Origin of the sequence: Micromonospora sp. NPDC005257 (assembly GCF_042872445.1) — a bacterium.
GTDB lineage: Bacteria > Actinomycetota > Actinomycetes > Mycobacteriales > Micromonosporaceae > Micromonospora.
This window is the reverse complement of the sequence record NZ_JBIAKL010000002.1, coordinates 675,876-699,546: the sequence shown is the minus strand read 5'-3', so window position 1 is coordinate 699,546 and position 23,671 is coordinate 675,876. Positions and strand designations below refer to the sequence as shown.

At 72.4% G+C, this 23,671-nt stretch carries 21 protein-coding genes; 13 read left to right on the top strand and 8 right to left on the bottom strand.

Features of this window, described 5'->3' with window-relative positions; translation table 11 throughout:
- Positions 1-293: 293 nt before the first annotated feature.
- Positions 294-902 (bottom strand): DUF6597 domain-containing transcriptional factor, encoded by a 609-nt coding sequence (locus ACFYO8_RS06700; protein WP_387256857.1) that lies wholly within the window; start codon positions 900-902, stop codon positions 294-296.
- A gap of 31 nt (positions 903-933) precedes the next feature.
- Between ACFYO8_RS06700 and ACFYO8_RS06695 the strand changes: the two genes are divergently transcribed.
- On the top strand, positions 934-1,500 hold the full coding sequence (locus tag ACFYO8_RS06695) for a TIGR03086 family metal-binding protein (RefSeq protein ID WP_387256856.1): 567 nt from the start codon (positions 934-936) through the stop codon (positions 1,498-1,500).
- Positions 1,501-1,579: 79 nt separating this feature from the next.
- Here ACFYO8_RS06695 and ACFYO8_RS06690 read toward each other — a convergent pair whose 3' ends face one another.
- Together ACFYO8_RS06690 and ACFYO8_RS06685 are read right to left on the bottom strand one after the other, a co-directional pair.
- Positions 1,580-1,723 (bottom strand): hypothetical protein, encoded by a 144-nt coding sequence (locus tag ACFYO8_RS06690; protein WP_184681142.1) that lies wholly within the window; start codon positions 1,721-1,723, stop codon positions 1,580-1,582.
- 35 nt (positions 1,724-1,758) lie between these two features.
- On the bottom strand, positions 1,759-3,852 hold the full coding sequence (locus tag ACFYO8_RS06685; RefSeq protein ID WP_387188855.1) for a S9 family peptidase: 2,094 nt from the start codon (positions 3,850-3,852) through the stop codon (positions 1,759-1,761).
- Positions 3,853-3,952: 100 nt separating this feature from the next.
- Between ACFYO8_RS06685 and ACFYO8_RS06680 the strand changes: the two genes are divergently transcribed.
- A complete protein-coding gene (locus ACFYO8_RS06680; RefSeq protein WP_354867693.1) occupies positions 3,953-5,371 on the top strand; it encodes an FAD-binding oxidoreductase in 1,419 nt (472 codons plus the stop codon).
- Between the two features lie 47 nt (positions 5,372-5,418).
- Here ACFYO8_RS06680 and ACFYO8_RS06675 read toward each other — a convergent pair whose 3' ends face one another.
- Entirely contained in the window at positions 5,419-7,479 is a 2,061-nt protein-coding gene (locus tag ACFYO8_RS06675) for a SpoIIE family protein phosphatase (RefSeq protein ID WP_354867696.1), read from the bottom strand.
- 169 nt (positions 7,480-7,648) lie between these two features.
- Here ACFYO8_RS06675 and ACFYO8_RS06670 point away from each other — a divergent pair, with 169 nt between their 5' ends.
- Together ACFYO8_RS06670 and ACFYO8_RS06665 are read left to right on the top strand one after the other, a co-directional pair.
- The gene (locus ACFYO8_RS06670; RefSeq protein WP_354867698.1) at positions 7,649-12,013 is read left to right on the top strand and encodes a HAMP domain-containing protein; all 4,365 of its coding nucleotides are present in this window, start codon (positions 7,649-7,651) and stop codon (positions 12,011-12,013) included.
- The gene (locus ACFYO8_RS06665; protein WP_354867700.1) at positions 12,010-12,567 is read left to right on the top strand and encodes a response regulator; all 558 of its coding nucleotides are present in this window, start codon (positions 12,010-12,012) and stop codon (positions 12,565-12,567) included. The genes ACFYO8_RS06670 and ACFYO8_RS06665 overlap by 4 nt, the downstream gene beginning before the upstream one ends.
- Before the next feature lie 4 nt (positions 12,568-12,571).
- Here the strand turns inward: ACFYO8_RS06665 and ACFYO8_RS06660 are convergent, their stop codons facing one another.
- Positions 12,572-13,096 (bottom strand): GbsR/MarR family transcriptional regulator, encoded by a 525-nt coding sequence (locus ACFYO8_RS06660; RefSeq protein WP_262015609.1) that lies wholly within the window; start codon positions 13,094-13,096, stop codon positions 12,572-12,574.
- Between the two features lie 53 nt (positions 13,097-13,149).
- Between ACFYO8_RS06660 and ACFYO8_RS06655 the strand changes: the two genes are divergently transcribed.
- Both ACFYO8_RS06655 and ACFYO8_RS06650 read left to right on the top strand, forming a co-directional pair.
- A complete protein-coding gene (locus tag ACFYO8_RS06655) occupies positions 13,150-14,091 on the top strand; it encodes an ABC transporter ATP-binding protein (RefSeq protein WP_262015608.1) in 942 nt (313 codons plus the stop codon).
- On the top strand, positions 14,088-15,680 hold the full coding sequence (locus ACFYO8_RS06650) for an ABC transporter permease (protein ID WP_354867704.1): 1,593 nt from the start codon (positions 14,088-14,090) through the stop codon (positions 15,678-15,680). Before ACFYO8_RS06655 ends, ACFYO8_RS06650 begins: the two co-directional genes overlap by 4 nt.
- A 95-nt stretch (positions 15,681-15,775) precedes the next feature.
- Here the strand turns inward: ACFYO8_RS06650 and ACFYO8_RS06645 are convergent, their stop codons facing one another.
- On the bottom strand, positions 15,776-16,108 hold the full coding sequence (locus ACFYO8_RS06645) for an STAS domain-containing protein (RefSeq protein WP_135242846.1): 333 nt from the start codon (positions 16,106-16,108) through the stop codon (positions 15,776-15,778).
- Positions 16,109-16,254: 146 nt separating this feature from the next.
- Here ACFYO8_RS06645 and hemL point away from each other — a divergent pair, with 146 nt between their 5' ends.
- Genes hemL through ccsB form a run of 6 tightly spaced genes read left to right on the top strand, consistent with a single transcriptional unit; the run spans position 16,255 to position 22,305 of the window.
- The gene (gene hemL / locus ACFYO8_RS06640; RefSeq protein ID WP_355095486.1) at positions 16,255-17,595 is read left to right on the top strand and encodes a glutamate-1-semialdehyde 2,1-aminomutase; all 1,341 of its coding nucleotides are present in this window, start codon (positions 16,255-16,257) and stop codon (positions 17,593-17,595) included.
- A gap of 58 nt (positions 17,596-17,653) precedes the next feature.
- Positions 17,654-18,301 (top strand): histidine phosphatase family protein, encoded by a 648-nt coding sequence (locus tag ACFYO8_RS06635; RefSeq protein ID WP_354867708.1) that lies wholly within the window; start codon positions 17,654-17,656, stop codon positions 18,299-18,301.
- Positions 18,301-18,876, top strand: a complete 576-nt coding sequence (locus ACFYO8_RS06630) for a TlpA disulfide reductase family protein (RefSeq protein WP_354867710.1) — start codon at positions 18,301-18,303, stop codon at positions 18,874-18,876. The genes ACFYO8_RS06635 and ACFYO8_RS06630 overlap by 1 nt, the downstream gene beginning before the upstream one ends.
- A complete protein-coding gene (locus ACFYO8_RS06625; protein WP_354867712.1) occupies positions 18,876-19,712 on the top strand; it encodes a cytochrome c biogenesis protein CcdA in 837 nt (278 codons plus the stop codon). The genes ACFYO8_RS06630 and ACFYO8_RS06625 overlap by 1 nt, the downstream gene beginning before the upstream one ends.
- Positions 19,712-21,331: a cytochrome c biogenesis protein ResB gene (locus ACFYO8_RS06620; protein WP_354867714.1), complete on the top strand. Its 1,620-nt coding sequence runs from the start codon at positions 19,712-19,714 to the stop codon at positions 21,329-21,331. The genes ACFYO8_RS06625 and ACFYO8_RS06620 overlap by 1 nt, the downstream gene beginning before the upstream one ends.
- Complete coding sequence (ccsB, locus tag ACFYO8_RS06615) at positions 21,331-22,305, top strand: c-type cytochrome biogenesis protein CcsB (protein ID WP_354867717.1); 975 nt, start codon at positions 21,331-21,333, stop codon at positions 22,303-22,305. Before ACFYO8_RS06620 ends, ccsB begins: the two co-directional genes overlap by 1 nt.
- On the opposite strand, the gene ACFYO8_RS06610 is transcribed toward ccsB, so the two are convergent.
- Entirely contained in the window at positions 22,274-22,498 is a 225-nt protein-coding gene (locus ACFYO8_RS06610; protein ID WP_354867720.1) for a hypothetical protein, read from the bottom strand. The genes ccsB and ACFYO8_RS06610 overlap by 32 nt on opposite strands.
- 44 nt (positions 22,499-22,542) lie before the next feature.
- Positions 22,543-23,013 carry a MarR family winged helix-turn-helix transcriptional regulator gene (locus ACFYO8_RS06605; protein ID WP_354867723.1) on the bottom strand — a complete coding sequence of 157 codons (471 nt, stop codon included), beginning with the start codon at positions 23,011-23,013 and terminating at the stop codon, positions 22,543-22,545.
- Between the two features lie 63 nt (positions 23,014-23,076).
- Here ACFYO8_RS06605 and ACFYO8_RS06600 point away from each other — a divergent pair, with 63 nt between their 5' ends.
- Positions 23,077-23,634, top strand: coding sequence for a carboxymuconolactone decarboxylase family protein (locus ACFYO8_RS06600; protein ID WP_354867726.1), 558 nt, complete (start codon positions 23,077-23,079; stop codon positions 23,632-23,634).
- The last annotated feature ends 37 nt before the right edge of the window (positions 23,635-23,671 follow it).

Sequence of the window (23,671 nt, the reverse complement as noted above, 5' to 3'; positions counted from 1 at the left end):
GCTGAACTGACTGTCACGCTGCGTCACCGCGACTGCGGGGCGAGCGAGTGGGCTTGCTGCCGGCTTTGCTCTGCAGCCATCGGTGCAGCAGGCGTCTGAGCAGGTGCTCCCTGTTGGTCATTGTCGACGGCGTCGCGTCGCCACCGTCACCGTCGGTGTGCGCTGCGTCAGTGGGTGCAGAGCAAAGTCGGCGCGAGGTGAGGCCCGCCGCTCCGCCGACTGTCACCGTTCGTGACTGCGAAGTGAGGGCGGGCAAGGCGACGGCCCGCGCTTCGCGGGGCGCCCGACCCGCGTCACTGTCTCGGACCGACGCCGACGTGGTCGAGGAAGAGGCGCTGGAGCCGGCGGACGGAGACGCCCCGCCGCCGCGCGAAGTCGGTCACCCGCAGCACGGTCCGGTCGGCGCGGATCTCCTCGACCAGCGCGGTGGCCTCCGCGGCGAGCGGATCCGCGACCGGCGACCACGAGGTCAGCAGCTCGTCCAGCCTCGCGCAGCGCTCGTCGTCGGTCCCCGGGCAGATCGGCCCGTCGGTGATCGGTACGCGCCGGCCGGTCAGCTCGGCGACCGGACGCCGCCAGAACGGCCGGAAGCCGCCCGGGCTGAACTGGACGCCGGAGACCCGGCCGACGCCGTGCAGCGTGACGGCGAACAGGCCGGTGTCGACGCCCGCGATCTCACCGTGTTCGACCGCGCCGTCCTGCGCCTGGAACACCACGTTCACGGTCGGGTGCGGCACCACCCGTTGCTCGAACGGCTCGTCCAGGTCCCAGTCGATCAACCAGTAGTGCTCCACCCACCGACGCAACGCCGGGGCCGCCATCCGGCGCCGGAACCGGACCTGCCGGCGCAGCCGGCCCGGATCGAGGATGCCCCGGTTGTCACGCCGCGGTTCGTGTCGCATTTCTTCAAGACCACCCTCCTAGGCTGCCCCTATGAGCACGAAGACTAGTGAGCTGCTCGCCGTCGCGGCGCCGCGTACGGTCGATGTGGTTCGCGGCATCTCCGACGAGCAGCTCGGCCTGTCCACCCCGTGCCCCGACTACACGGTGCGCGACCTGCTCGGTCATCTGTTCGACGCGGTGGCCAACTTCCAGGCGCTGGCCCACCGGGAGGCGGTGGACTGGTCCGGCAGGACCGACCACCTGACCGAGGGCTGGCGCGACCGGTTCGCGGCCGAGGCGGCCCGGCTGATCGAGGCGTGGTCCGACCCGGCCGCGCTGGAAGGCGTTTCACCCGGCATGGGGCTACCCCAGGAGACGGTCGGGTCGATGGCCCTGATCGACCTCACGGTGCACGGGTGGGACCTGGCCCGGGCCACCGGCCAGGAGCTGACAGTGGACCCGGCCGTGGTGTCGGCGGGGCACGAGTTCATGGACCGCATGGGCGACACGGGGCAGAAGATGGGCGCGTTCGGCCCGCCGGTGCCCACCGAGGCCGCGCCGACCAGCATGGACGCGCTGCTCGGCCGGGCCGGGCGGAACCCGGCCTGGACCCGCTGACCCGAACGGCCCGCGTGGTCCCGCGCGGGCCGTTCGGCCGCGCCCGCCGGGCCGGGACGGCCGGCGTCCGGCCCGGCGGTCAGCGGCCGAGCAGGCCGGCGGAGCCCGCGACCACCAGCCCGATCACCGTCGAGCAGCAGCAGACGACAAGCGCGGCGGCGACCACCACGAGGACCAGCCAGGTCGGTCCCCGTCGCGCCACCGAGGGCTCCTCGTCGCTCATCCCTGATCCGGGACGCGCGACTGGTGGCCCTTCCTTCACGCGCGGCCGACGCGGTCGAGGATCCAGGCGTTGACGAACGCCTCCTCGCGCCAGGAGTCGTACCGGCCGCTCGGGCCGCCGTGGCCCGCGCCCATCTCGGTCTTGAGCAGGTAGTCGCCGGACGGCGCGAGCGCGCGCAGCCGGGCGATCCACTTGGTCGGCTCGTGGTAGAGCACGCGGGTGTCGTTGAGGCTGGTCACCGCCAGGATGGCCGGGTAGTCGGCGGCGGTCACGTTCTCGTACGGCGTGTACGACTTCATGTACGCGTACACCTCGGGGTCGTCGAGCGGGTTGCCCCACTCCTCCCACTCGGTGACCGTCAACGGCAGCGACGGGTCGAGGATCGAGGTGAGCGCGTCCACGAACGGCACCTGCGCGACGATCCCGGCGAACGCGTCCGGGGCGAGGTTCGCCACCGCGCCCATCAGCAGGCCGCCGGCCGACGCGCCCCGGGCGACCAGCCGGTCGCTCGTCGTCCAACCCGCCTTGACCAGGTGCCGGGCGCAGGCCACGAAGTCGGTGAACGTGTTCTTCTTGGCCAGCAGCTTGCCCTCGTCGTACCAGCGCCGGCCCAGCTCACCGCCGCCCCGGATGTGCGCCACCGCGAAGATCACGCCGCGGTCGAGCAGGCTCAGCCGGGCGATCGAGAACCACGGGTCCATGCTCGCCTCGTACGACCCGTAGCCGTAGATGACGGCGGGCGCCGAGCCGTCGCGCGGCGTGCCGCGGCGGCAGACCAGCGAGATCGGTACGCGGGTGCCGTCGTCGGCGAGCGCCCAGTCCCGATGCTGCTCGTAGTCGGCCGGGTCGTACGGCCGCCCGTCCGCCCCGGGCCGGACCGGCTTCTGCCGGCGCAGCGTCAGCTCCCGGGTGACCAGGTCGTAGTCGTAGACCGAGTCGGGGGTGACGAGCGAGGTGTAACGCAGCCGTACCTCGTCGGTCCGGTACTCCGGGTTCGCGTCCAGCCCGACGCTGTAGATCGGCTCGGGGAAGTCGATGTCCCAGCTGTCGTCGCTGCCCACCGGCAGCACCCGCAGCCCGGTCAGGCCGTTCGCACGCAGCGAGACCACGAGGTGGTTCTCGAACGCGTCGACCGCCTCCAGCCGGGTGCCGGGCGTGTGCGGGATCAGCGGCGTCCACTCGCCCGGCGCGTCGGCCGAGGTGTACGCGAGCGCGAAGTCCTCCGCGCCGTCGTTGTGCAGGATCAGGAAGCGGTGGCCGTGGTGCTCCACCGCGTACTCGATGCCCTGACGCCGCGGGGCCACGACGGCGGGCTCGCCGGTCGGGTTGGCCGCCGGGATCACCCGCACCTCGCTGGTGATCTTGCTGTGAATGTCGATCATCACGAAGCGCTCGGAGCGGGTCAGCTCGACGCCGACCCAGAACCGCTCGTCGTCCTCCTGGTAGACCACCACGTCCTCGGTCGACGAGGTGCCGACGGTGTGCCGCCAGACCCGGTTCGGCCGCCACGCCTCGTCCACCGTGACGTAGAACAGCGTCGAGGCGTCGCTCGACCACGCGGTGCCGTGGAACGTGTCCGGCACCTCGTCCGGCAGCGACTCGCCGGTGGTCAGGTCCTTGATCCGCAGCGTGAAGCGTTCGTCGCCGGAGAAGTCGGTGGAGTAGGCCAGCCAGCGGCCGTCCGGGCTGACGTCGAACGCGCCGAGGGAGAAGAAGTCGTGCCCCTCGGCGAGCTGGTTGCCGTCGAGCAGCACCTCTTCGCCGTCGAGCGGCGCGCCGTCCGCGCTGACCGGGGGCGTCTTCTCGTCCGGCCGGACCGCGCGCCGGCACTGCACGCCGTACTGCTGGCCCTCGACCGTGCGGGTGTAGTACCAGTAGCCGTCCTTGCGGGTGGGCACCGAGAGGTCGGTCTCCTGGGTGCGCCGGCGCGTCTCCTCGAACAGCTCCGCGCGCAGGTCGGCCAGGTGGGCGGTGCGCGCCTCGGTGTACGCGTTCTCCGCGTCCAGGTACGCGATCGTGTCCGGGTCGTCCTTGGTGGCGAGCCAGGCGTACTCGTCGAGGACTGTGTCACCGTGATGGACGCGCTCGGTCGGGACACGCTTGGCGACGGGCGGTGGGGTTTCGGTCACGGCGCCACGTTACCGGTCGGCGGGTGGCCGCCGGGGTCGCCCACTGCCCGAACCCCGCGACTCGCCGCCAGGTCGTTCGAACATGTGTACGATAACCGCCATGGCGGATGCGGCACGTTCCACCGACCGACTCGGAGCCCTCGACATCACCCGGAAGCTGGCCGCGATCTGCGGCGACCCGTTCGCCCGCTTCGCCGGCCCGGCCGACGAGGTGGCCGGCCGTACCGCCCGGTGGGTGGCTGTGCCGGGCGGCCCGCACGCCGCCGCGGAGGTGTTGCGGCTGGCCGCCGCGTACGACCTGACCGTGGTGCCCCGCGGCGCCGGCACGAAGATCGACTGGGGCGCCTCCCCGGCGCAGGTGGACATCATGCTCGACACCGGCCGCCTCGCCGGGGTCTGGCACGAGTCGCGCGACGCGGCGGTGGCCGAGATCGGCGCGGGTACGCCGTTGCGCGCGGTCCAGGCTACGCTCGCGCGCACCAACCAGCGGTTGCCGGTCGACGCGCCGTCACCGGGCGCGACGCTCGGCGGGGTGCTCGCCGCCGACGAGTCCGGCCCGCTGCGGCACCGGCACGGCAGCCCGTGCGCCCAGCTCGTCGGGGTGCGCTACCTCGACGCCGACGGCGAGCTGGTGAGCGTGGGCGAGTCCGGCACGGAGGCGCTCGGCCGGGCCGCTCCGGGCAGCGGCGGTGGCGGGGACGCGATCCTCGGTCGCGGCGAGGTGCCCGGGCTCGACGTGGCCCGGCTGCTCTGCGGCTCGCAGGGCGGGCTCGGCGTGCTGGTCTCGGCCACCATGCGGGTGCACGCCGTGCCGGCCGGCCGGCTCTGGGTGTCCCGTCCGGTCTGGACGCCGCTGGAGGTGCACGACCTGGTCCGGGCGGTGCTGGCCGCGGGCGTCGATCCGGCCGCCGTCGAACTGGACCTGCCGGTGCCGGTGCCGCTGCCCCGGCGTCGCATCCCGCCGACGCACCCGTCGGTGATCAACCGCCCCGACCATCCGGCCGTGACCGGCCGGCCCGCGGCGGGCAGCCTGGTGGTGCTGCTTGAGGGCGGCCCGGCCGACGTGACCGAGCGGGCCGAGCGGCTCACCGCCGTCCTCGGCGCCGAGGCGATGGTCAGCCACCACGCGCCGGAATGGTGGGGGCGGTACCCCTTCGCGCCGGGCGACACGGCGCTGCGTATCGAGGTGCCGATAAACGACCTGCACGCCGCCGTCTACGCGTTGCGCGACGCCACCGGCGGCCCGGTGCCGGTACGCGGCTCGGCCGGCTCGGGTGCCGTGCACGCCGCCCTGTCCGGTGCGCTGCCGCCCGATCGGGTCGCCTCGATCCTCACCGCGGTCCGCAGTGTGCTGATCGCCCGGCGGGGCCGGTGCGTGGTGGTGGCCGCGCCCGCAGCGGTACGCCGTGGCGTCGACCTCTGGGGCGAGCTGCCCGCGTTGCCGCGTCTGCGCAGCGCCAAGGCCCACCTGGATCCGCACCACCGCCTGGCTCCCGGCCGCCTCCCCGGCGGCCTCTGAGGAGGGAGCGGGCGAGCGCCGGCGCGGAGGCAGGGCAGGGCGGGAGGTTACGGGGTGTCGTTTCGGAGGACCAGGATGGCTATGTCGTCGCGCGGGGGTTCGGCCGAGAACGCGATGGTGGTGGCGCGCAGCCGGGCGGCCACCACGTCGGCCGAGTACCCGGCCAGCGGCGCCGCCGAGTCGAGCAGCCGCTCGATGCCGAACAGCTCGCGTCCGCGCCGCCGCTCGGTGACGCCGTCGGTGTAGAAGATCAGCGCGTCGCCGGGCTTGAGCGTCAGCTCGGCGGTCGGTGTGGCGATCGCGTCGACCAGGCCCAGCGCCGTACCGCCGGTGCCGACGAACGTCGCGCCGCCGCCTCCGTGCAGCAGCACCGGGCGGTCGTGGCCGGCCAGGTGCAGCGAGACGTCGAGCTGGTCGCCGTCGCCCGGCGCGACGGACGCGAGCGCCAGCGTGCAGTAGCGTCCGCCGCCGCGCTCGACCAGCGTCTCGTTGAGCCGGCCGAGCACCTCGGGCAGCGGCTTGCCGTCGCCGACGAGCACCCGGATCACGTCCCGGACCAGCCCGGTCACGGCTGCGGCCTGTACGCCCTTACCTGACACGTCGCCGACCACGACGAGCCAGCGGCCGTCCGGCAGCGGAAGCACGTCGTAGAAGTCGCCGCCGACCTCCGCGTCGTCGCCGGTCGGGACGTACTCGGCGGCGAAGCCGATGCCCTCGACCACCGGGAGCACCGGCGGCAGCAGCGACTGCTGGAGCGTCTGGGCCACCCGGCGGCGTTCGGCGTGGATGCGGGCGTTCTCGATGGCGAGGGCGGCGCGGCGGGCCACGTCCTCCAGCACCGAGACCTCGTCCGGGTCGTGCCGGTGTCGCTGGTGCCGGCCCACGGCGAGGGTGCCGAGCCGCTGGCCACGGGCGATCAGCGGTACGGCGAAGCCCTCCATCGGGCCGCCGAGCGGCACCTGGGCGGCGTTGCGGGACGCCTCACGCAGCCGCGACTGGATCGAGTCCGGGCCGGTCTCCTGGAGGATCCGGTGCAACTGCGGCAGCATCGCCTCGTCGGCGTGGCTCGACGCGGCGAGGCGCAGGCGGCCCCACTCGTCGGTGGTGTGCACCGCGCACCACTGGCCGAGCCGGGGCACCACGAGCTGCGGGACGAGCGCCATGGTCAGTTCGACGTCGAGCGACTGGGCGAGCAGTTCGCCGGCCTCGGCCAGGAACGTCAGCCAGGTGGAGCGGCGTACGTCGGCGCGGCGCAGCCTGTCGTTCTCCAGGTGCAGCGACAGCCGCTCGGCGGCCAGCACGGCGAGCGGCCGGGCGTACGCCGAGGGCGCCGCGTCCAGCTCCAGCTCACCGGAGTACGGCCGGTGCACGGCCAACGGCACGCGTAGCAGCTCGTTGTCCTCGCGCGGCGGCCGGCCGTACCTGGCGAACACCTGGGTGCCGAGTCCGTCGCCCCGGTCCAGCCGGACCGTGCCACCGGCGGCGCCCACCATCTCGGCGACCCGGGTCAGCAGCCCGGTGGCGAACTCGGGCAGCGGCTCGTCGGCGTACGCGTCGGGGGTGATCTGCATCAAGTCGCTCATGGCCGCGGCGCTCGGCGTACCGTCGCCGGTCCGCTCCGGTTCGACGACGCGCAGTGGGCCGGCCGACGGCCGGGCGGACCCGCCGGGGCCGGGCCGGTCCAGGCGGAACCAGACGCCCTTGCCGGTGGGCAGGTACGTGGTGCCCCACCGGCTGGCGAAGTGGTCGACGAGCAGCAGCCCGCGCCCTCGGGCGGCCACCTCGGTGATGTCGGACGTGGTGTTGCGCACACCGACGGTCAGCTCGTCGACCGGGCCGGAGGCGAAGTCGGTGACGGTCACGGTGAGGCTGTTGCGGTCGGCCTCGACTTCGATGTCCAGTTCGGTACGCGCGTGTTCGACGGCGTTCGTGGTCAGCTCGGTGGTGAGCAGCAGCGCCTCGTTCAGCAGTTCCGGCAGCCGGGCTTCGAGCAGCATGGTGCGCACCAGCGCGCGGGCCGCCGCCGGGGTGCGGCGGTCGGCGGGGAGGCGGACCCGGCGGACGCGCCCGCCCGCGCCGCCGCTGACCGGCCCTGCCTCCGCTGACACCTTCGTATCCTCCACCGCGCCCACCCCGGGTGCCAAGCGTCCCGGCGAACCCACCACCCGGGTTGATACCCGCATGACGCGCGAGCACCCGCGGTGACCTCGACGGATCGCGCGGCACAATGATGGGATGGCCCGTGTGACCGCACGAGCCCGAGCGGAGCGAGGAACGATGGCCACGGTGAATCAGTCGGTGACCGCTGACCCGTCCGCGTCCGACCACGAGGTGCTCCTCGGCGAACTGGTCGAGGCGTTGCGCCGGGTGGGGCGCGGCGATCTGCGGGTGCGCCTGCCCCGGCGGGCGGGTCTGCCCGGTGAGGTCGCCGACGCCTTCAACGACGTGGTGTCGTTGCAGGAGCGGCAGCACCTGGACCTGCGGCGGATCAGCCGGATCGTCGGCCGCGACGGCCGGCTCACCGAGCGACTGGACGACGAGGGCCTGGACGGCTCCTGGGCGGAGGGGCAGCGGGCGGTCAACTCGCTCATCGACGACCTGGGCCGGCCGACCACGGAGATCGCCCGGGTCATCGTGGCGGTGGCCGACGGCGACCTGTCCCAGCACATGGCGCTGGAGATAGACGGTCGCCCGCTGCGCGGTGAGTACCTGCGCATCGGCCGCACCGTGAACACGATGGTGGATCAGCTGTCGTCGTTCGCCGACGAGGTGACGCGGGTGGCCCGTGAGGTGGGCACCGAGGGCAAGCTGGGCGGCCAGGCCGACGTGCGCGGGGCGGCCGGCACCTGGAAGGACCTCACCGACTCGGTGAACACCATGGCGTCGAACCTCACCGGGCAGGTGCGGTCGATCTCCCAGATGGCGACCGCTGTGGCGAAGGGCGACCTGTCGCAGAAGATCACGGTCGGGGCGCGCGGCGAGGTGGCCGAGCTGGCCGACACGATGAACTCGCTCACCGACACGCTGCGGCTGTTCGCCGAGCAGGTGACCCGGGTGGCGCGCGAGGTGGGCACCGAGGGCAAGCTGGGCGGCCAGGCCGAGGTGCCGGGCGTGGCCGGCACCTGGAAGGACCTGACCGACAACGTCAACTCGATGGCGTCGAACCTGACCGCGCAGGTGCGGAACATCGCCCAGGTGTCGACCGCTGTGGCGAAGGGTGACCTGTCGCAGAAGATCACGGTGGCCGCGCAGGGCGAGATCCTGGAGCTGAAGGACACCGTCAATACGATGGTCGACCAGCTCTCCTCGTTTGCCGACGAGGTGACGCGGGTGGCGCGTGAGGTGGGCATCGAGGGCAAGCTGGGTGGTCAGGCGCAGGTGCGCGGTGTCTCCGGCACCTGGCGCGACCTCACCGAGAACGTGAACCAGCTCGCCGGCAACCTGACCAGCCAGGTCCGCAACATCTCCCAGGTCTCCACGGCTGTGGCCAAGGGCGACCTGGGCCAGAAGATCACCGTGGACGCGCAGGGCGAGATCCTGGAGCTGAAGAACACCGTCAACACGATGGTGGACCAGCTCTCCTCGTTCGCCGACGAGGTGACGCGGGTGGCGCGTGAGGTGGGCACCGAGGGCAAGCTGGGTGGTCAGGCCCAGGTGAAGGGCGTCTCGGGTACGTGGCGGGACCTGACCGACAACGTGAACTCGATGGCGTCGAACCTGACCAGCCAGGTCCGCAACATCGCCTCGGTCACCACGGCCGTCGCCAAGGGTGACCTGTCGCAGAAGATCACCGTGGATGCCCGGGGCGAGATCCTGGAGCTGAAGTCCACGGTCAACACGATGGTGGACCAGCTGTCGTCGTTCGCCGACGAGGTCACGCGGGTGGCGCGTGAGGTGGGCACCGAGGGCAAGCTGGGTGGTCAGGCGCAGGTGCGCGGCGTCGCCGGCACCTGGCGCGACCTCACCGACAACGTGAACTCGATGGCGTCGAACCTGACCGCGCAGGTGCGCAACATCGCCCAGGTGTCGACGGCGGTCGCCAAGGGTGACCTGTCGCAGAAGATCACCGTGGATGCCCGGGGCGAGATCCTGGAGCTGAAGTCCACGGTCAACACGATGGTGGACCAGCTGTCGTCGTTCGCCGACGAGGTCACGCGGGTGGCGCGTGAGGTGGGCACCGAGGGCAAGCTGGGTGGTCAGGCCCAGGTGAAGGGCGTGTCCGGTACGTGGCGGGACCTGACCGACAACGTGAACTCGATGGCGTCGAACCTGACCAGCCAGGTCCGCAACATCGCCTCCGTCACCACCGCCGTGGCGAACGGCGACCTGGGTCAGAAGATCACCGTGGACGCGCAGGGCGAGATTCTGGAGCTGAAGAACACCGTCAACACGATGGTGGACCAGCTCTCCTCGTTCGCCGACGAGGTGACGCGGGTGGCGCGCGAGGTGGGCACCGAGGGCAAGCTGGGTGGTCAGGCCCAGGTCAAGGGAGTCTCCGGTACGTGGCGCGACCTGACCGAGAACGTCAACCAGCTCGCCTCCACGCTCACCACGCAGTTGCGTGCCATCGCGCAGGTCTCCACGTCGGTGACCCGCGGCGACCTGACCCAGCGGATCAACGTGAAGGCGCAGGGCGAGGTCGCCGAGCTGAAGGACAACATCAACCAGATGATCGTCACCCTCCGGGAGACGACGAAGAAGAATGCCGAGCAGGGCTGGCTCGACTCGAACCTGGCCCGGATCGGCGGTCTGCTTCAGGGCCAGCGCGACCTGGGCGAGGTCTGCCGCATGATCATGCAGGAGGTGACTCCGCTGGTGGACGCGCAACTCGGCGCGTTCTTCCTGGCGGACAGCTCCGAGGGCAGCATGCGGCTGCGGCTCACCGCCTCCTACGGGTATGTGGCGCGCGGCCACGACGTCACGTTCGGCCCGGGTGAGGGACTGGTCGGGCAGGCCGCGCTGTCGCGCCGGACGATCCGGGTCAAGGCGCAGCCGGACGGGCGCCTCGTCGTGCGGTCCGGGCTGGCCGACACGCCCCCGGCCGACCTGGTGGTGCTGCCGGTCCAGTTCGAGGGCGAACTGCTCGGCGTGATCGAGTTCGCCGGTGTGGCCACCTTCTCCGAGCTGCACCTGGCGTTCCTGGAGCGGCTGGTGCTCACCATCGGTGTCGCGGTGAACACCATCCAGGCCAACCGGCGTACGGAGGAGCTGCTGGCGCAGTCGCAGCGGCTAGCGCACGAGATGCAGGACCAGTCGGCCGAGTTGCAGCGAACGAACGCCGAGCTTGAGGACAAGGCGAAGCTGCTGTCCGAGCAGAAGGCCAACATCGAGACGCAGAACCGGGAGATCGAGCTGGCCCGGCTCGGCCTGGAGGAGAAGGCGCAGCAGCTCACCCGCGCGTCCGCGTACAAGTCGGAGTTCCTGGCCAACATGAGCCACGAGCTGCGTACGCCGCTGAACTCGCTGCTCCTGCTGGCCCGGCTGCTCGCCGAAAACCCGGAGCGCAACCTCAGCGCGAAGCAGATCGAGTTCGCCCGGACCATCCACGGCGCCGGGTCGGACCTGCTGTCGCTGATCGACGACATCCTCGACCTGTCCAAGATCGAGGCGGGCCGGATGGACGTCGAGCCCACCGAGATCCAGTTCGCCGAGATCCGCGGTTACGTGGAGCAGGCGTTCGCGCCGCAGGCCGAGGAGAAGGGCCTGGACTTCCAGGTGCGGGTGAGCGGCGACCTGCCGCCCGCGCTGGTCACCGACGCCCAGCGGTTGCAGCAGATCCTGCGCAACCTGCTGTCCAACGCGGTGAAGTTCACCGACAACGGCGCGGTGACGCTGCGGATCGGCCCGGCGGCCGAGAACGCCGTCTTCGACGTGCCGGCGCTGACGAACGCGCAGCGGGTGATCGCGTTCACCGTCATCGACACCGGCATCGGGATCTCCGACGACAAGCTGTCGCTGATCTTCGAGGCGTTCCAGCAGGCGGACGGCACGACCAGCCGGCGCTACGGCGGCACCGGGCTCGGCCTGTCCATCAGCCGCGATCTGGCCCGCCTGCTCGGCGGCACGATCACCGTCTCGTCCGCGCCCGGTCAGGGTTCGACGTTCACCCTCTTCGTACCCGATGTGCTGGCGCCGGACGCGGTGGTGGCGCCGGCGCCGCCGTCACCGGGCCGCGCGGGCCTGCCGTCGTCGCTGCTCATGCCGATGGAGCTGCCGCAGCCGCAGGAGACGCCCACGACCCGGCGCCTGGACGGCGTGACCGTGCTGATCATCGACGACGACGTACGGAACGTGTTCGCGCTGACGTCCGCATTGGAACTGCACGGGATGACCGTGTTGTACTCGGACAACGGAGCGGACGGCGTCCGTCAGCTCGCCGAGCACCCGGAGGTCGACATCGTCCTGATGGACGCCATGATGCCGGACCAGGACGGGTACGAGACGACCGCGCAGATCCGCCGCAACCACCGGTTCGCGGACCTGCCGGTCGTGTTCCTGACCGCCAAGGCGATGCCCGGCGACCGGGAGTCGGCGCTCGGCGCCGGCGGCAGCGACTACATCACCAAGCCGGTGGACCTGGACGAGCTGATCGAACTGATGGCGTCCTGGATCGGCCGGAGCCGAGGCGAGGAGAACGCGTGACGCAGACGGCCAAGGCCCTGCTGGTGGACGACCGGCGGGAGAACCTGATGGCGCTGGAGGCGATCCTCCAGGGCCTTCCGGTGCAGTCGGTCGCGGTGGAGAGCGGCGAGGCGGCGCTCAAGCAGCTCTTGGTGGACGACTTCGCGGTGATCCTGCTTGACGCCCAGATGCCGGACATGGACGGGTTCGAGACCGCCACCCACATCAAGCGGCGTGAGCGCACCCGGCACGTACCGATCATCTTCCTGACCGCCGCGGACAGGGACGCGCAGCTCGCGCTGCGCGGCTACGCGGCCGGCGCGGTCGACTACCTGACCAAGCCGTTCGACCCGTGGGTGCTGCGCGCCAAGGTGACGGTCTTCGTCGACCTGTGGGTGAAGACGCGGCAGCTCGCCGCCCAGTCGGATCTGGTGCGGGAACGGGATCTCCAGTGGCGGCACCTGACCGACGCGGTGGACGAGGCGACGGCGCTGCTGCGTGCCGACGACGACCCGTCGACCCGGGAACGCGCGGTGGAGCTGCTGGAGCAGGCGCGCTGGGGCAACACCCGCTGACGGTTCAGCCGCCGGCCGGGCCGCCGTGCCCGGTCGCGGCCCGCCGGGCCCGCCAGCGGTCGCCGAGCGATTCCAGTTCCTCCTGTACGAAGAGGAAGAAGTCGCGCATCTCGGCGACCCGCTCACCGGCCGGTGTGTTTCGCCCGTGCAGCGCGTCGACCCCGCCGGCGGCGATGTCGATGAAGTTCTTGTAGATCGTGGTCTTGGTGATGGTCGCCTCGTACCACGGGTTGTCGGGCATCCGGTAGCGGTCGCTCCGGGAGCCCTTGACCGGCTCGCGGACCAGCATGGCGAACTGGGTCAGGTAGCGCACCGCGCCGCTCACCGCCGCCGCGCTGACGCCGAGCCGGCCGGCGATCTCGCCCGCGGTGAGCGGGTCGTCGGCGCTCATCACCGTGAACAGGACCCGGGCGGCCATCCGAGGGAAGCCCACGTCGGCGAAGGCCATCGCCATCCGCTCGACGAAGAGGTGGACCTCTTCCTCGTCGTGCTGGGGCGGCACGTTCATGGTCGGCTCCTCGACACTCACCCCGTGACCCTACAGTCTTCACAACTTTGTGAAACGAGCGTAACTTCTGAAGTATGGAAACGGCAATCGATGTGTCCGGACTGGTGAAGACGTTCGGCCGCACCCGAGCTCTCGACGGGCTCGACCTGACCGTCCGCACCGGAGAGGTGCACGGCTTCCTGGGCCCGAACGGATCCGGCAAGTCGACCACCATCCGGGTGCTGCTCGGCCTGCTGCGGGCGGACGCGGGGGCCGTCCGACTGCTGGGCGGCGACCCGTGGCGGGACGCGGTGGCGCTGCACCGCCGCCTCGCGTACGTGCCCGGCGACGTCACGCTCTGGCCCCACCTCAGCGGCGGCGAGGTGATCGACCTGCTCGGCCGGCTGCGCGGCGGGCTCGACCCGAGACGCCGCGCCGAACTGCTGGAGTCGTTCGAGCTGGACCCGCGCAAGAAGGGCCGCACCTACTCCAAGGGCAACCGGCAGAAGGTCGGCCTGGTCGCCGCGCTCGCCTCCGACGTCGAACTGCTCATCCTCGACGAGCCGACCTCCGGGCTCGACCCGCTGATGGAGGAGGTCTTCCAGCACTGGGTCCGCCGGGCCCGGCAGGACGGGCGCACCGTGCTGCTGTCCAGCCACATCCTCGCCGAGGTGGAGGCGCTCTGCGACCGGGTGACGATCATCCGGGCCGGCCGGACCGTCGAGTCCGGCACGCTCGGCGACCTGCGCCACCTCCACCGCACCGCGATCGACGCCGAGGTCACCGCGCCGCTGGACGGCCTGGCCGACCTGCCGGGTGTGCACGACCTGCGGGTGGACGGGCAGCGGGTCCGCTTCGACGTGGACACCGCGTCGCTCGACGCCGCGCTGCGCCGGCTCACCGAGCTGGGCGTACGCAGCCTGGTCAGCACGCCGCCCACGCTGGAGGAACTGTTCCTGCGGCACTACGAGGCCGCGTCCCCCGCGTCGGCGCCCTCCTCCGGCGTGGCGCGTTCCGAGACGGCGGACCGGTCATGAGCACGCTCACCGGCACCCGTCACCTGGTCCGGCTGATCATGCGCCGGGACCGCCTCCTGCTGCCGCTGTGGGTGCTCGTGCTCGCGGTACTGCCGATCACGTACGCGGCCAGCTTCTTCGAACTGTTCCCCACCGCCGCCGAGCGGGCCGCGTACCTGGAGGGCACCGCCCGCAACCCGTCGATCGTCGCGCTGCTCGGCCCGGCGTACGGCGACAGCGTCGGCGCGCTCACCGCCCAGCGCAGCGGCTTCCTGCTGCTCATCGTCGCGCTGGCGAGCCTGCTCACGGTCATCCGGCACACCCGCACCGAGGAGGAAGCCGGGCGGCGGGAACTGCTCGGCGGCAGCGTGCTCGGACGGCACGCCGGGCTGACCGCCGCGTTGCTCGTCACGTACGCGGCTGCCCTGGCGCTCGGGCTGCTCACCGCGGCCGGGCTGGTCTCGACCGGGCTGCCGGTCGGCGGCTCGGTCGCGTACGGGCTGGCCACCGTGCTGACCGGCGTGGTCTTCGCGACGCTCGGCGGCCTGGCCGCCCAGCTCACCGAGACCGCGGGCGGAGCACGGGGCATCGGCCTCGCCGGTCTCGGCGCCGCGTTCGGGCTGCGCCTGGCCGGGGACACCGCCGGCAACGACTGGCCGAGCTGGCTGTCCCCGCTGGGCTGGGGCGCCCGAGTCCGGCCGTACGAGGGGGAGCGCTGGTGGGTGCTGCTGCTGCCGTTGGCCGCCACGGTGCTGCTCGCCGCGCTCGCGTACCCGATCTCGGTGCGCCGCGACCTGGGTGCGGGCGTGCTGCCGCCCAGGCTCGGCCGGGCGGCCGCGAGTGGCGCCCTGTCCGGTCCGTTCGGCCTGGCCTGGCGGTTGCACCGGGGGCAGATCCTCTGGTGGTCGGTCGGGTTCGGCCTGCTCGGGCTGATCCTCGGCGGCGCGGCCGAGGCGGCCGGCCGGTCCGTCGAGGGGAGTCCGCGGATGGAGGAGATCGTGGCCCGGCTCGGCGGGGCGTCCGGGATGGCCGACGCGTACCTGGGGGCCACGCTGAGCTTGGCCGGACTGGCGGCTGCCGGGTACGGCATCCAGGCCGCGCTGCGGATGCGCGCGGAGGAGTCCGCGGGGCACGCCGAGCCGGTGCTCGCCACCGAGACCCGGCGCTCGACCTGGCTTCTCTCCCACATGACGTTCGCTCTGCTCGGCCCGGTGGTGGTGCTCGTGGTGACCGGGCTGGCCACCGGTCTGACGTACGGCGCGAGCACTGGTGACGTGCCCCGCCAACTGGGCCGGATGCTCGCCGCCGGACTGGCCCAGGTGCCGGCGGCGTGGGTGCTGGCCGGGCTCGCCGTGCTGCTCTACGGCCTGCTGCCCCGGCTCGCGTCCGCCGCCTGGGTGGTGCTTGCGGTCTGCGTGCTGCTCGGCCAGCTCGGCGCCGTGCTCAAGCTGGACCAGTGGCTGCTGGACGCATCTCCGTTCACGCACACCCCCCAGGTGCTCCGCGACACCTGGACCCCCACCCCGCTCTACGTGCTGGCGGCCCTGGCCGTGACCCTGACCACAGCCGGCCTGCTCACCTTCCGCCGCCGCGACATCCCCGTCCTCTAAAGGCGTTGATCTTGCATTTGCGGCCCCAGCAGAAGGGGCGAATCACCCCGGCTGAGGGCCGCAAGTGCACGATCGCGGGGGGAGGGCCCCGAGGGCTACGGGGTGGCTTCGTTGCGGATCATCAGGGCGCTGCGGAGGCCGGTGATGTCCAGGACGCGGATCAGGAAGTCACCCACGTTGGTGAGCATCAGCAGGCACTGGGCGTGACTGGCCTTGCGGCTGAGCACCACGAGCGTCCCGAGACCCTGCGAGTCGCAGAACGTGACCCCGGCGAGGTCGAGCACGATGCGCGGGGGCGGATCCGCCAGCACCTCGTTGACCACCGTCGAAAGCTGGGCGGCCGTGAGCATGTCGATCTCACCGGCCAGGCGAAGCACTGCTTCGTCACCCGTCCGGTGTACGGTGATGGACAGTTCGGCACGATCCACCCGGTCAGCCTATCGCGATCTCGACCGGCGGGCCTGTCGAGCGGATCGCCGCCGGCCCGTCGCGCCGCTCAGGCGGGTGAGCCTGATAACCCCCGTCGCGGGGTGCCTGCCAGGCAGCACTCCGGCGCTGACACAATGGCCCCATCGTGACCGAGACGCATTCCGCCGGATCCGGCCGCTACCCGGCCGACGCCCCGGCTTCCGAGGCCCTGTTCGACCGCGCCAAGGCCGTCGTGCCCGGCGGGGTGAACTCTCCCGTGCGCGCGTTCCGTGCCGTCGGCGGCACCCCGCGCTTCATGGTCCGGGGGGAGGGTCCGTGGCTCTTCGACGCCGACGGCCGGCGCTACGTCGACCTGGTCTGCTCCTGGGGCCCGCTCATCCTCGGCCACGCGCACCCGGCCGTGGTGGAGGCGCTGCGTGAGGCGGCGGCGCTCGGCACCAGCTTCGGCACGCCGACGCCGGGCGAGGTGGACCTGGCCGACGAGATCGTCGCGCGGACGCCGGTGGAGCAGGTGCGCCTGGTCAACTCCGGCACCGAGGCGACCATGTCGGCGATCCGGCTGGCCCGCGGCTTCACCGGCCGCTCCAAGATCATCAAGTTCTCCGGCTGCTACCACGGCCACTCCGACGCGCTGCTCGCCGCCGCCGGCTCCGGCGTGGCCACGTTCGGCCTGCCCGACTCGCCCGGCGTGACCGGCGCGGCGGCCGGCGACACCATCGTGCTGCCGTACAACGACCTGCGCGCGGTCGAGGAGGCGTTCGCCGCCCAGGGACAGCACATCGCCACGATCATCACCGAGGCCGCCGCCGGCAACATGGGCGTCATCGCCCCCCGCGACGGCTTCAACGCCGAGCTGGCCCGCATCGCCCACGCCAACGGCGCGCTGCTCATCGTCGACGAGGTGATGACCGGGTTCCGGGTGTCCCGCGCCGGATGGCACGGCCTCGACCCGTCGGACGCCGACCTGTGGACGTACGGGAAGGTCATGGGTGGTGGCCTGCCCGCCGCGGCGTTCGGCGGGCGCGCGGACATCATGGCGAAGCTGGCCCCGGTCGGCCCGGTCTACCAGGCCGGCACGCTCTCCGGGAACCCGCTGGCCTGCGCGGCCGGGCTGGCCACGCTGCGGCTGGCCGACGACGCCCTCTACCGGCGGCTCGACGAGACCGCCGCCACGCTGGGCAAGCTCACCACCGAGGCGCTGTCGGCGGCCGGCGTGCCGCACCGCCTCTCCACCGCGGGCAACATGTTCTCGGTCTTCTTCACCGACGCGGACGTGCGCGACTACGACAGCGCCCGCACGCAGGCGGTGCCCGCGTTCAAGGCGTTCTTCCACGCGATGCTCGCCGGTGGCGTCTACCTGCCGCCGAGCGCGTTCGAGTCGTGGTTCGTCTCGACCGCGATCGACGACGCCGCGTGGGAGCAGATCGCCGCCGCCCTGCCGGTGGCGGCGCGGGCGGCGGCAGCGGCCGGAAGCGGGGCCCAGTGAGCGCGAGGAGTGAGCCGGGTTCGCGAATCCCGCAGTCGCGAGCGAAGGGGGCCTGACCATGGCGGAGACAGTGGTGCACGTGCTGCGGCACGGCGAGGTGCACAACCCGGACGGCATCCTCTACGGCCGCCTGCCCGGGTTCCGCCTCTCCGAGCTGGGCGTGCAGATGGCCAAGGCGGCGGCGCAGGCGCTCGCCGACCGGACCGTCGTGCACGTGGTGGCCAGCCCGCTCGACCGTGCCCAGCAGACCGCCGAGCCGATCGCGGCACAGTTCGGCCTCTCCGTCGGCGTCGACGAGCGGCTGATCGAGAGCGCGAACTGGTTCGAGGGCAAGAAGGTCTCGCCGGGTGACGGCTCGTTCCGTGACCCGCGCAACTGGTGGGTGCTGCGCGACCCGGTGACCCCGTCCTGGGGCGAGGCGTACCGGGCCATCGCCGAGCGCATGTTCGCCGCGCTGCACGCCGCCCGGGTCGCCGCCGAGGGACGTGAGGCGGTGCTGGTCTCGCACCAGCTCCCGATCTGGACGCTGCGCCGGCACGTCGAGCGCAAGCGCCTCTGGCACGACCCGCGCCGCCGCCAGTGCGGCCTGGCCAGCCTCACCTCGTTCCACTTCGACGGCGCGAAGATCGTCGGTATCGGGTACTCCGAGCCGGCCGCCCACCTCGTCTCGATCTCGCCGACCGCCCGGACGGCCAAGGGGGCCTGATGCTCACCCGGAGGCTCGCCGCCGCCCTGCTCGCCGCCGTCACCGCCGGTGCGGCGCTGGTCGGCTGCTCCTCCGACAGCCAGGAGAGCCGGTGCGACGCCGACGGCTCCACCGTCACCTGCGCCCCCGAGCAGCGCTCCAAGACGCCGAAGGTGAGCGGCGAGCTGCTCACCGGCGGCAGCTACGACATCTCCCGCGACCGTGGCCAGGTCGTCGTGGTCAACTTCTGGGGCTCCTGGTGCGCCCCCTGCCGCGCCGAGGCGGACGACCTGGAGGCCACCCACCAGGCCACAAAGGGCTCCGGCGTGACGTTCCTCGGCATCAACGTGCAGGACAGCAAGGACAAGGCGATCGCCTTCGAGGAGGGGCGGGTCACGTACCCGAGCATCTTCGACCCGGCCAGCCGGCAGGCGCTCAACTTCGACATCCCGCCGAACACCACCCCGGCCACCGTCGTGCTCGACCGCGAGGGCCGGGTCGCCGTGGTGATCCGCCGGGCCGTCACCCAGGACGAGCTGCGCCCGATCGTCGAGAAGGTCGCCGCCGAGTCGCCGCCGCCGAACGGCTCCCGCTGATGGGCGAGACGTTCCGCCAGCTCGCCGAGTCCGGCCCGCTGCTGCTCGCGGTCGGCGCGGCGGCCCTGGCCGGACTGGTCAGCTTCCTGTCCCCGTGCGTGCTCCCGCTGATGCCCGGCTACCTCTCGTACGTGACCGGCCTGGCCGGCTCCGACCTGGAGGGCCGCCGCCCGGGCGCCCCGCCGCCGCAGGACCCGCCGCCGACCGGGGGCGGCGTCGGTGTGGTGGAACGGACGCAGGCGCGGACCACCGCCGCCGTCAAGGGCCGGGTGCTCGCCGGCACGCTGCTGTTCATCGGCGGCTTCACAGTCGTGTTCGTCGCCACCGCGATCCTCTTCTCCGGCGTGGGCAAGCTCTTCTTCCGGTACGAGCGCACGCTGGAGATCGTCATCGGCGCGCTCGTGGTGGTGCTCGGCCTCGGCTACCTCGGTGTGATCCCCGGTATGCAGCGCGAGTTCCGCATCCGCTGGCTGCCCGCCGCCGGCCTGCTCGGCGCACCGGTGCTCGGCGCGGTCTTCGCGCTCAGCTGGTTGCCGTGCACCGGCCCGACGCTCGGCGCGGTGCTCGGCATGGCGGCCACCGAGGGCGGGACCGACCGGGCCGTGCTGCTCGCCGTGGCGTACTGCCTCGGGTTGGGGATACCGTTCGTCGTCTTCGGGCTGGGCTTCCAGCGCCTGCTCGGGGTCTTCCGCGCCGTCCGGCGCAACAGCCGCTGGGTCACCCGGATCGGTGGCGCGCTGCTGATCGCCATCGGCCTGGCGCTGATCACCGGCGGCTGGGTGAACGTGGTGATCTGGTTGCAGACGAACGTCGGCGTGGGCGAGGTGAGCATCTGATGACGACCGTCGACGACCGGCCGGCCACCCCACCCGCGCAGGCGCCCCGGCGGCGGGTCAACCCGCTGCTGGCCCTGCTGCGCAACTCGTGGCGGCAGCTCACCAGCATGCGTACGGCGCTGATCCTGCTGTTCCTGCTCGCCATCGCGGCCATCCCCGGCTCGGTGCTGCCCCAGCGGGGCGTCAACCCGGAGCGGGTCAACCAGTGGTTCGTCGACCACCCCGACCTGGCGCCCCGGCTGGATCAGATCGGCGCGTTCGAGGTCTTCGGCTCGGTCTGGTTCTCCGCGATCTACCTGCTGCTGTTCACCTCGCTGATCGGCTGCATCCTGCCCCGGGCCCGGGACCACGTCCGCGCGCTGCGGATGAAGCCGCCGGCCGCGCCGAGACGGTTCGACCGGCTGCCGCAGCACGCGGTGCTGGAGGCTCCGGCCGCCGCCGGCCCCGAGGCGATCGCGGCGGTGCTGCGCCGCCGCCGCTGGCGGGTCACCGTGCGCGGCAACGAGGTCTCCGCCGAGAAGGGCTACCTCAAGGAGACCGGCAACCTGCTCTTCCACGTGTCGCTGGTCGCCGTCCTGCTCGGGGTGGCGCTCGGTTCCTGGTACGGCTGGCACGGCAACCGCATCCTGGTCGCCGGCGCGGACAACGCTTTCTGCAACACCCGCCAGCAGTACGCCGAGGCGTCGCTCGGCCCGCGCGTGGACAGCTCCGACCTGCCGCCGTTCTGCCTGACGCTGGAGAAGTTCGAGGCCGACTACCTGCCGTCCGGGCAGGCGTCCCGCTACTGGGCCACGGTGAGGGTGGACGAGCCGGGCGGCGCGGAGCGGACCGCCGGATTCTCGGTCAACTCACCGCTGCGACTCGGCTCGGCGAACGTCTACCTGCTCGGCAACGGCTACGCGCCGCTGCTGAAGTACACCGACAAGTACGGCCGCAGCCAGACCAGCGAGGCGCCGTTCCTGCGTACCGGCGACTCGAACGCGACCGAGGAGGGCGTGGCGATCTTCCCGGACGCCAACGTCGACCCGAAGACCGGCGCACGGGCCCCGGACCAGCAGATCGCCTTCGACGGGCTCTACCTGCCGACCGGACCGGAGAGAGCGCCGTACGTGGCGTCGCAGTACCCGGCCGAGCGGAACCCGATGGTGAACCTGACCGCGTACCGGGGGAACCTCGGGCTGGACGCCGGCATCCCCGGCTCGGTCTACGCGCTGGACCGGCGGCAGATCGACGACGGCAAGCTCAAGGAGATCGGCACGAAGCTGCTGCGGCCGGGGGAGAAGTGGACCCTCGACGACGGCAGCACGCTGGAGTTCGTCGGCACGAAGCCGTACGTCACGCTCGCGGTCCGGCACGCGCCCGGGCAGACGCTGCTGCTGGTGGCGAGCGGCACGCTGCTGCTGGGCCTGATGGGCTCGCTGTTCGCCCGGCGTCGGCGGGTCTGGTTCCGGGTTTCGCCCCCCGAGGGTGGATCTCCGACGAGCGGTAGTAGTTTGGTGGAGGCCGGTGGGCTGCCGCGCACCGAGCACCCTGGGTTCGCCGACGAGTTCGCGCAGCTCGTCTCCGCGGTGAGCGGTGACGCGCCGGACGCGCGGCGGGCGCGAGAAGGAGACGAGTGATGTCCGCACTCTCCGACCAGCTGGTCGCGTTCGCGATCCTGGCGTACCTGATCGCGATGATCAGCCACGCCGTGGAGTTCGCGCTGGGCAACGCGCGGAAGGCGCCCGCGGCCGCACCGGCACGGGAACTGGTCGGCGCGGGCGTCGGCGGCGCCGGCGGCACCGTCGCCGAGCCGGTCGTGCCGGCTGCGCCGCCGCGCCCGGACCGCACCGGCGCGCGGGCCGTGCTGGCCGGCCGGATCGCCGGCTGGCTCACCGTGCTCGCCGCCGCGCTGCACCTGGGCGCCGTGGTCACCCGGAGTGTCGCCGCCGACCGGATGCCCTGGGGCAACATGTACGAGTTCGTGCTGACCGGCACCTGGATCGGCATGGCGGCCTGGCTCGTCGTGCTCTGGAAGCAGCCGTGGCTGCGCCGGCTCGGGCTGTTCCTGACGCTGGTCATGGTGCTGCTGCTGGCGTTCGCCGAGCTGAAGCTCTACGTGCCGATCGAGCCGCTGATGCCGGCGCTGCAGTCGTGGTGGTTCGTCATCCACGTCTCGACGATCATCTTCGCCTCGGGCATCTTCCTGCTGGGCGTGGTGCCCGCCGCCGCGTACCTGATGCGGGCCGGCTGGGAGCAGGGGCGGCGCAGCTTCCCGTACACCCTGGCCCGCCGTCTCCCGGAGGCGGCCGGGCTGGAGCGGCTGACCTTCATGCTGCACGCCTTCTCGTTCCCGATCTTCACCTTCGCGGTGATCGCGGGTGCGATCTGGGCCGAGGCGGCCTGGGGCCGTCCCTGGGCCTGGGATCCGAAGGAGACCTGGGCGTTCATCTCCTGGGTGGTGTACGCGGGCTACCTGCACGCCCGGGCCACGCCGAACGTGAAGCGCAACGTGGCCACCTGGATCTCCATCGTGGGCTTCCTGACCGTGATGATGAACCTGTTCGGCGTGAATTTCTTCTTCACCGGCCTGCACTCGTACGCCGGGGTGTAGCGACCGGGCGACCGCTCAGCACCTCGTCCACCCGGCGCGTGACCTGGTAGGCCACCTCCGGCAGATCGGCCAGTTCGAGGCGGTCCGCCCGGAGCGCGAACTGGGCGTGCAGCTCGCGGGCCACCGCGTCGCGGATCTCTGTCTGGAGTGGGCTGAGGCCGTCCGGGTCGCCCACCACGTACGCGTCGTCCATCCACCGATGATGAACCGCCGACGGCGCAGCTGTCAGTGACGAAGTCATCCGCCGAACCAGCCGGGGACGTCGAGGCGGAACACGTCGGCGGGGACCATCCGTCGCAGGTCGTCCTCGATGGCGGCGACCCGGTTCGCGCCGAGCGTCGCGGCCCAGCGGTCCCGTAGCTCGTCGAAGACGACTGCCGAGCGGTGCAGGCCGTCGCGGCCCTTCGCGGTCATCCGGACCAGCCTGCGGCGGGCGTCGGCGGGGTCGTCCACGCGTTCCAGGTAGCCGAGCGCGACCAGCCGGTCCACCGTCTTGCCGGCGGCCTGCTTGGAGACGCCGAGGCGTTGCCCGAGGTCGGAGGCGGTGGTGCCGGCCGGGCCGACGGCCTGGAGGACGAAGCCGTGGGCCGGGCGCAGCTCGGGGTGCCCCTGGCGGGCCAGCTCGGCGTGCAGGTCGTCGACGAGCGTACGGAAGCCGGCGAGCAGGAGCAGCGGCAGCGCGAAGCCGGGGCGGTCAGGCGTTGCCATGTTCGACAACCACGTTTACTATTTCGTCAACCACGTTGACCATCTTACGAGAGGGGCACAGTCATGTCCCGCTTCACCGCGTACGAGCCGGACACCGCGCCCGCCGCCGCCCGCCCGGTCATGGCCGGGGTGCGCCGTTCGCTGGGCCACCTGCCCGCTGCCGTCGGCCTGATGGCCGGGTCGCCCGAACTGCTCAAGGGCTTCCTCGCCGCGAACGCCGCGTTCGAGGCCACCGACCTCGACCCGGTCGCCCGGGAGGTGGTGGTGCTGACCGTCGCCACCCGCAACGGCTGCCACCTCTGCGTGGCCATGCACACCGCGGCGCTGGTCCGGCACGCCGCCGCGCCAGAGCTGATCGAGGCACTGCGGACCGGTGTGCCGCTGCCCGATCCCCGGCTGGAGGCGCTGCGCCGGTTCACCGTCGCCGTGCTCGACCACCGGGGCGCGGTCCCCGACGCCGACCTGGACGCGCTGCTCGCCGCCGGATGGCAGCGCCGTCACGCCCTGGACGTGGTGCTCGGCATCGGCACGTACACGATCTCCACGTTCGCCAACCGGCTCACCGAGGCGCCGCTCGACCCGCCGCTGGCCGCGTACGCCTGGACGCCCGCCCCCTGTTGACCGGGGGCGCGCCTTACCCGAGGAAGGGGGTGCGGGA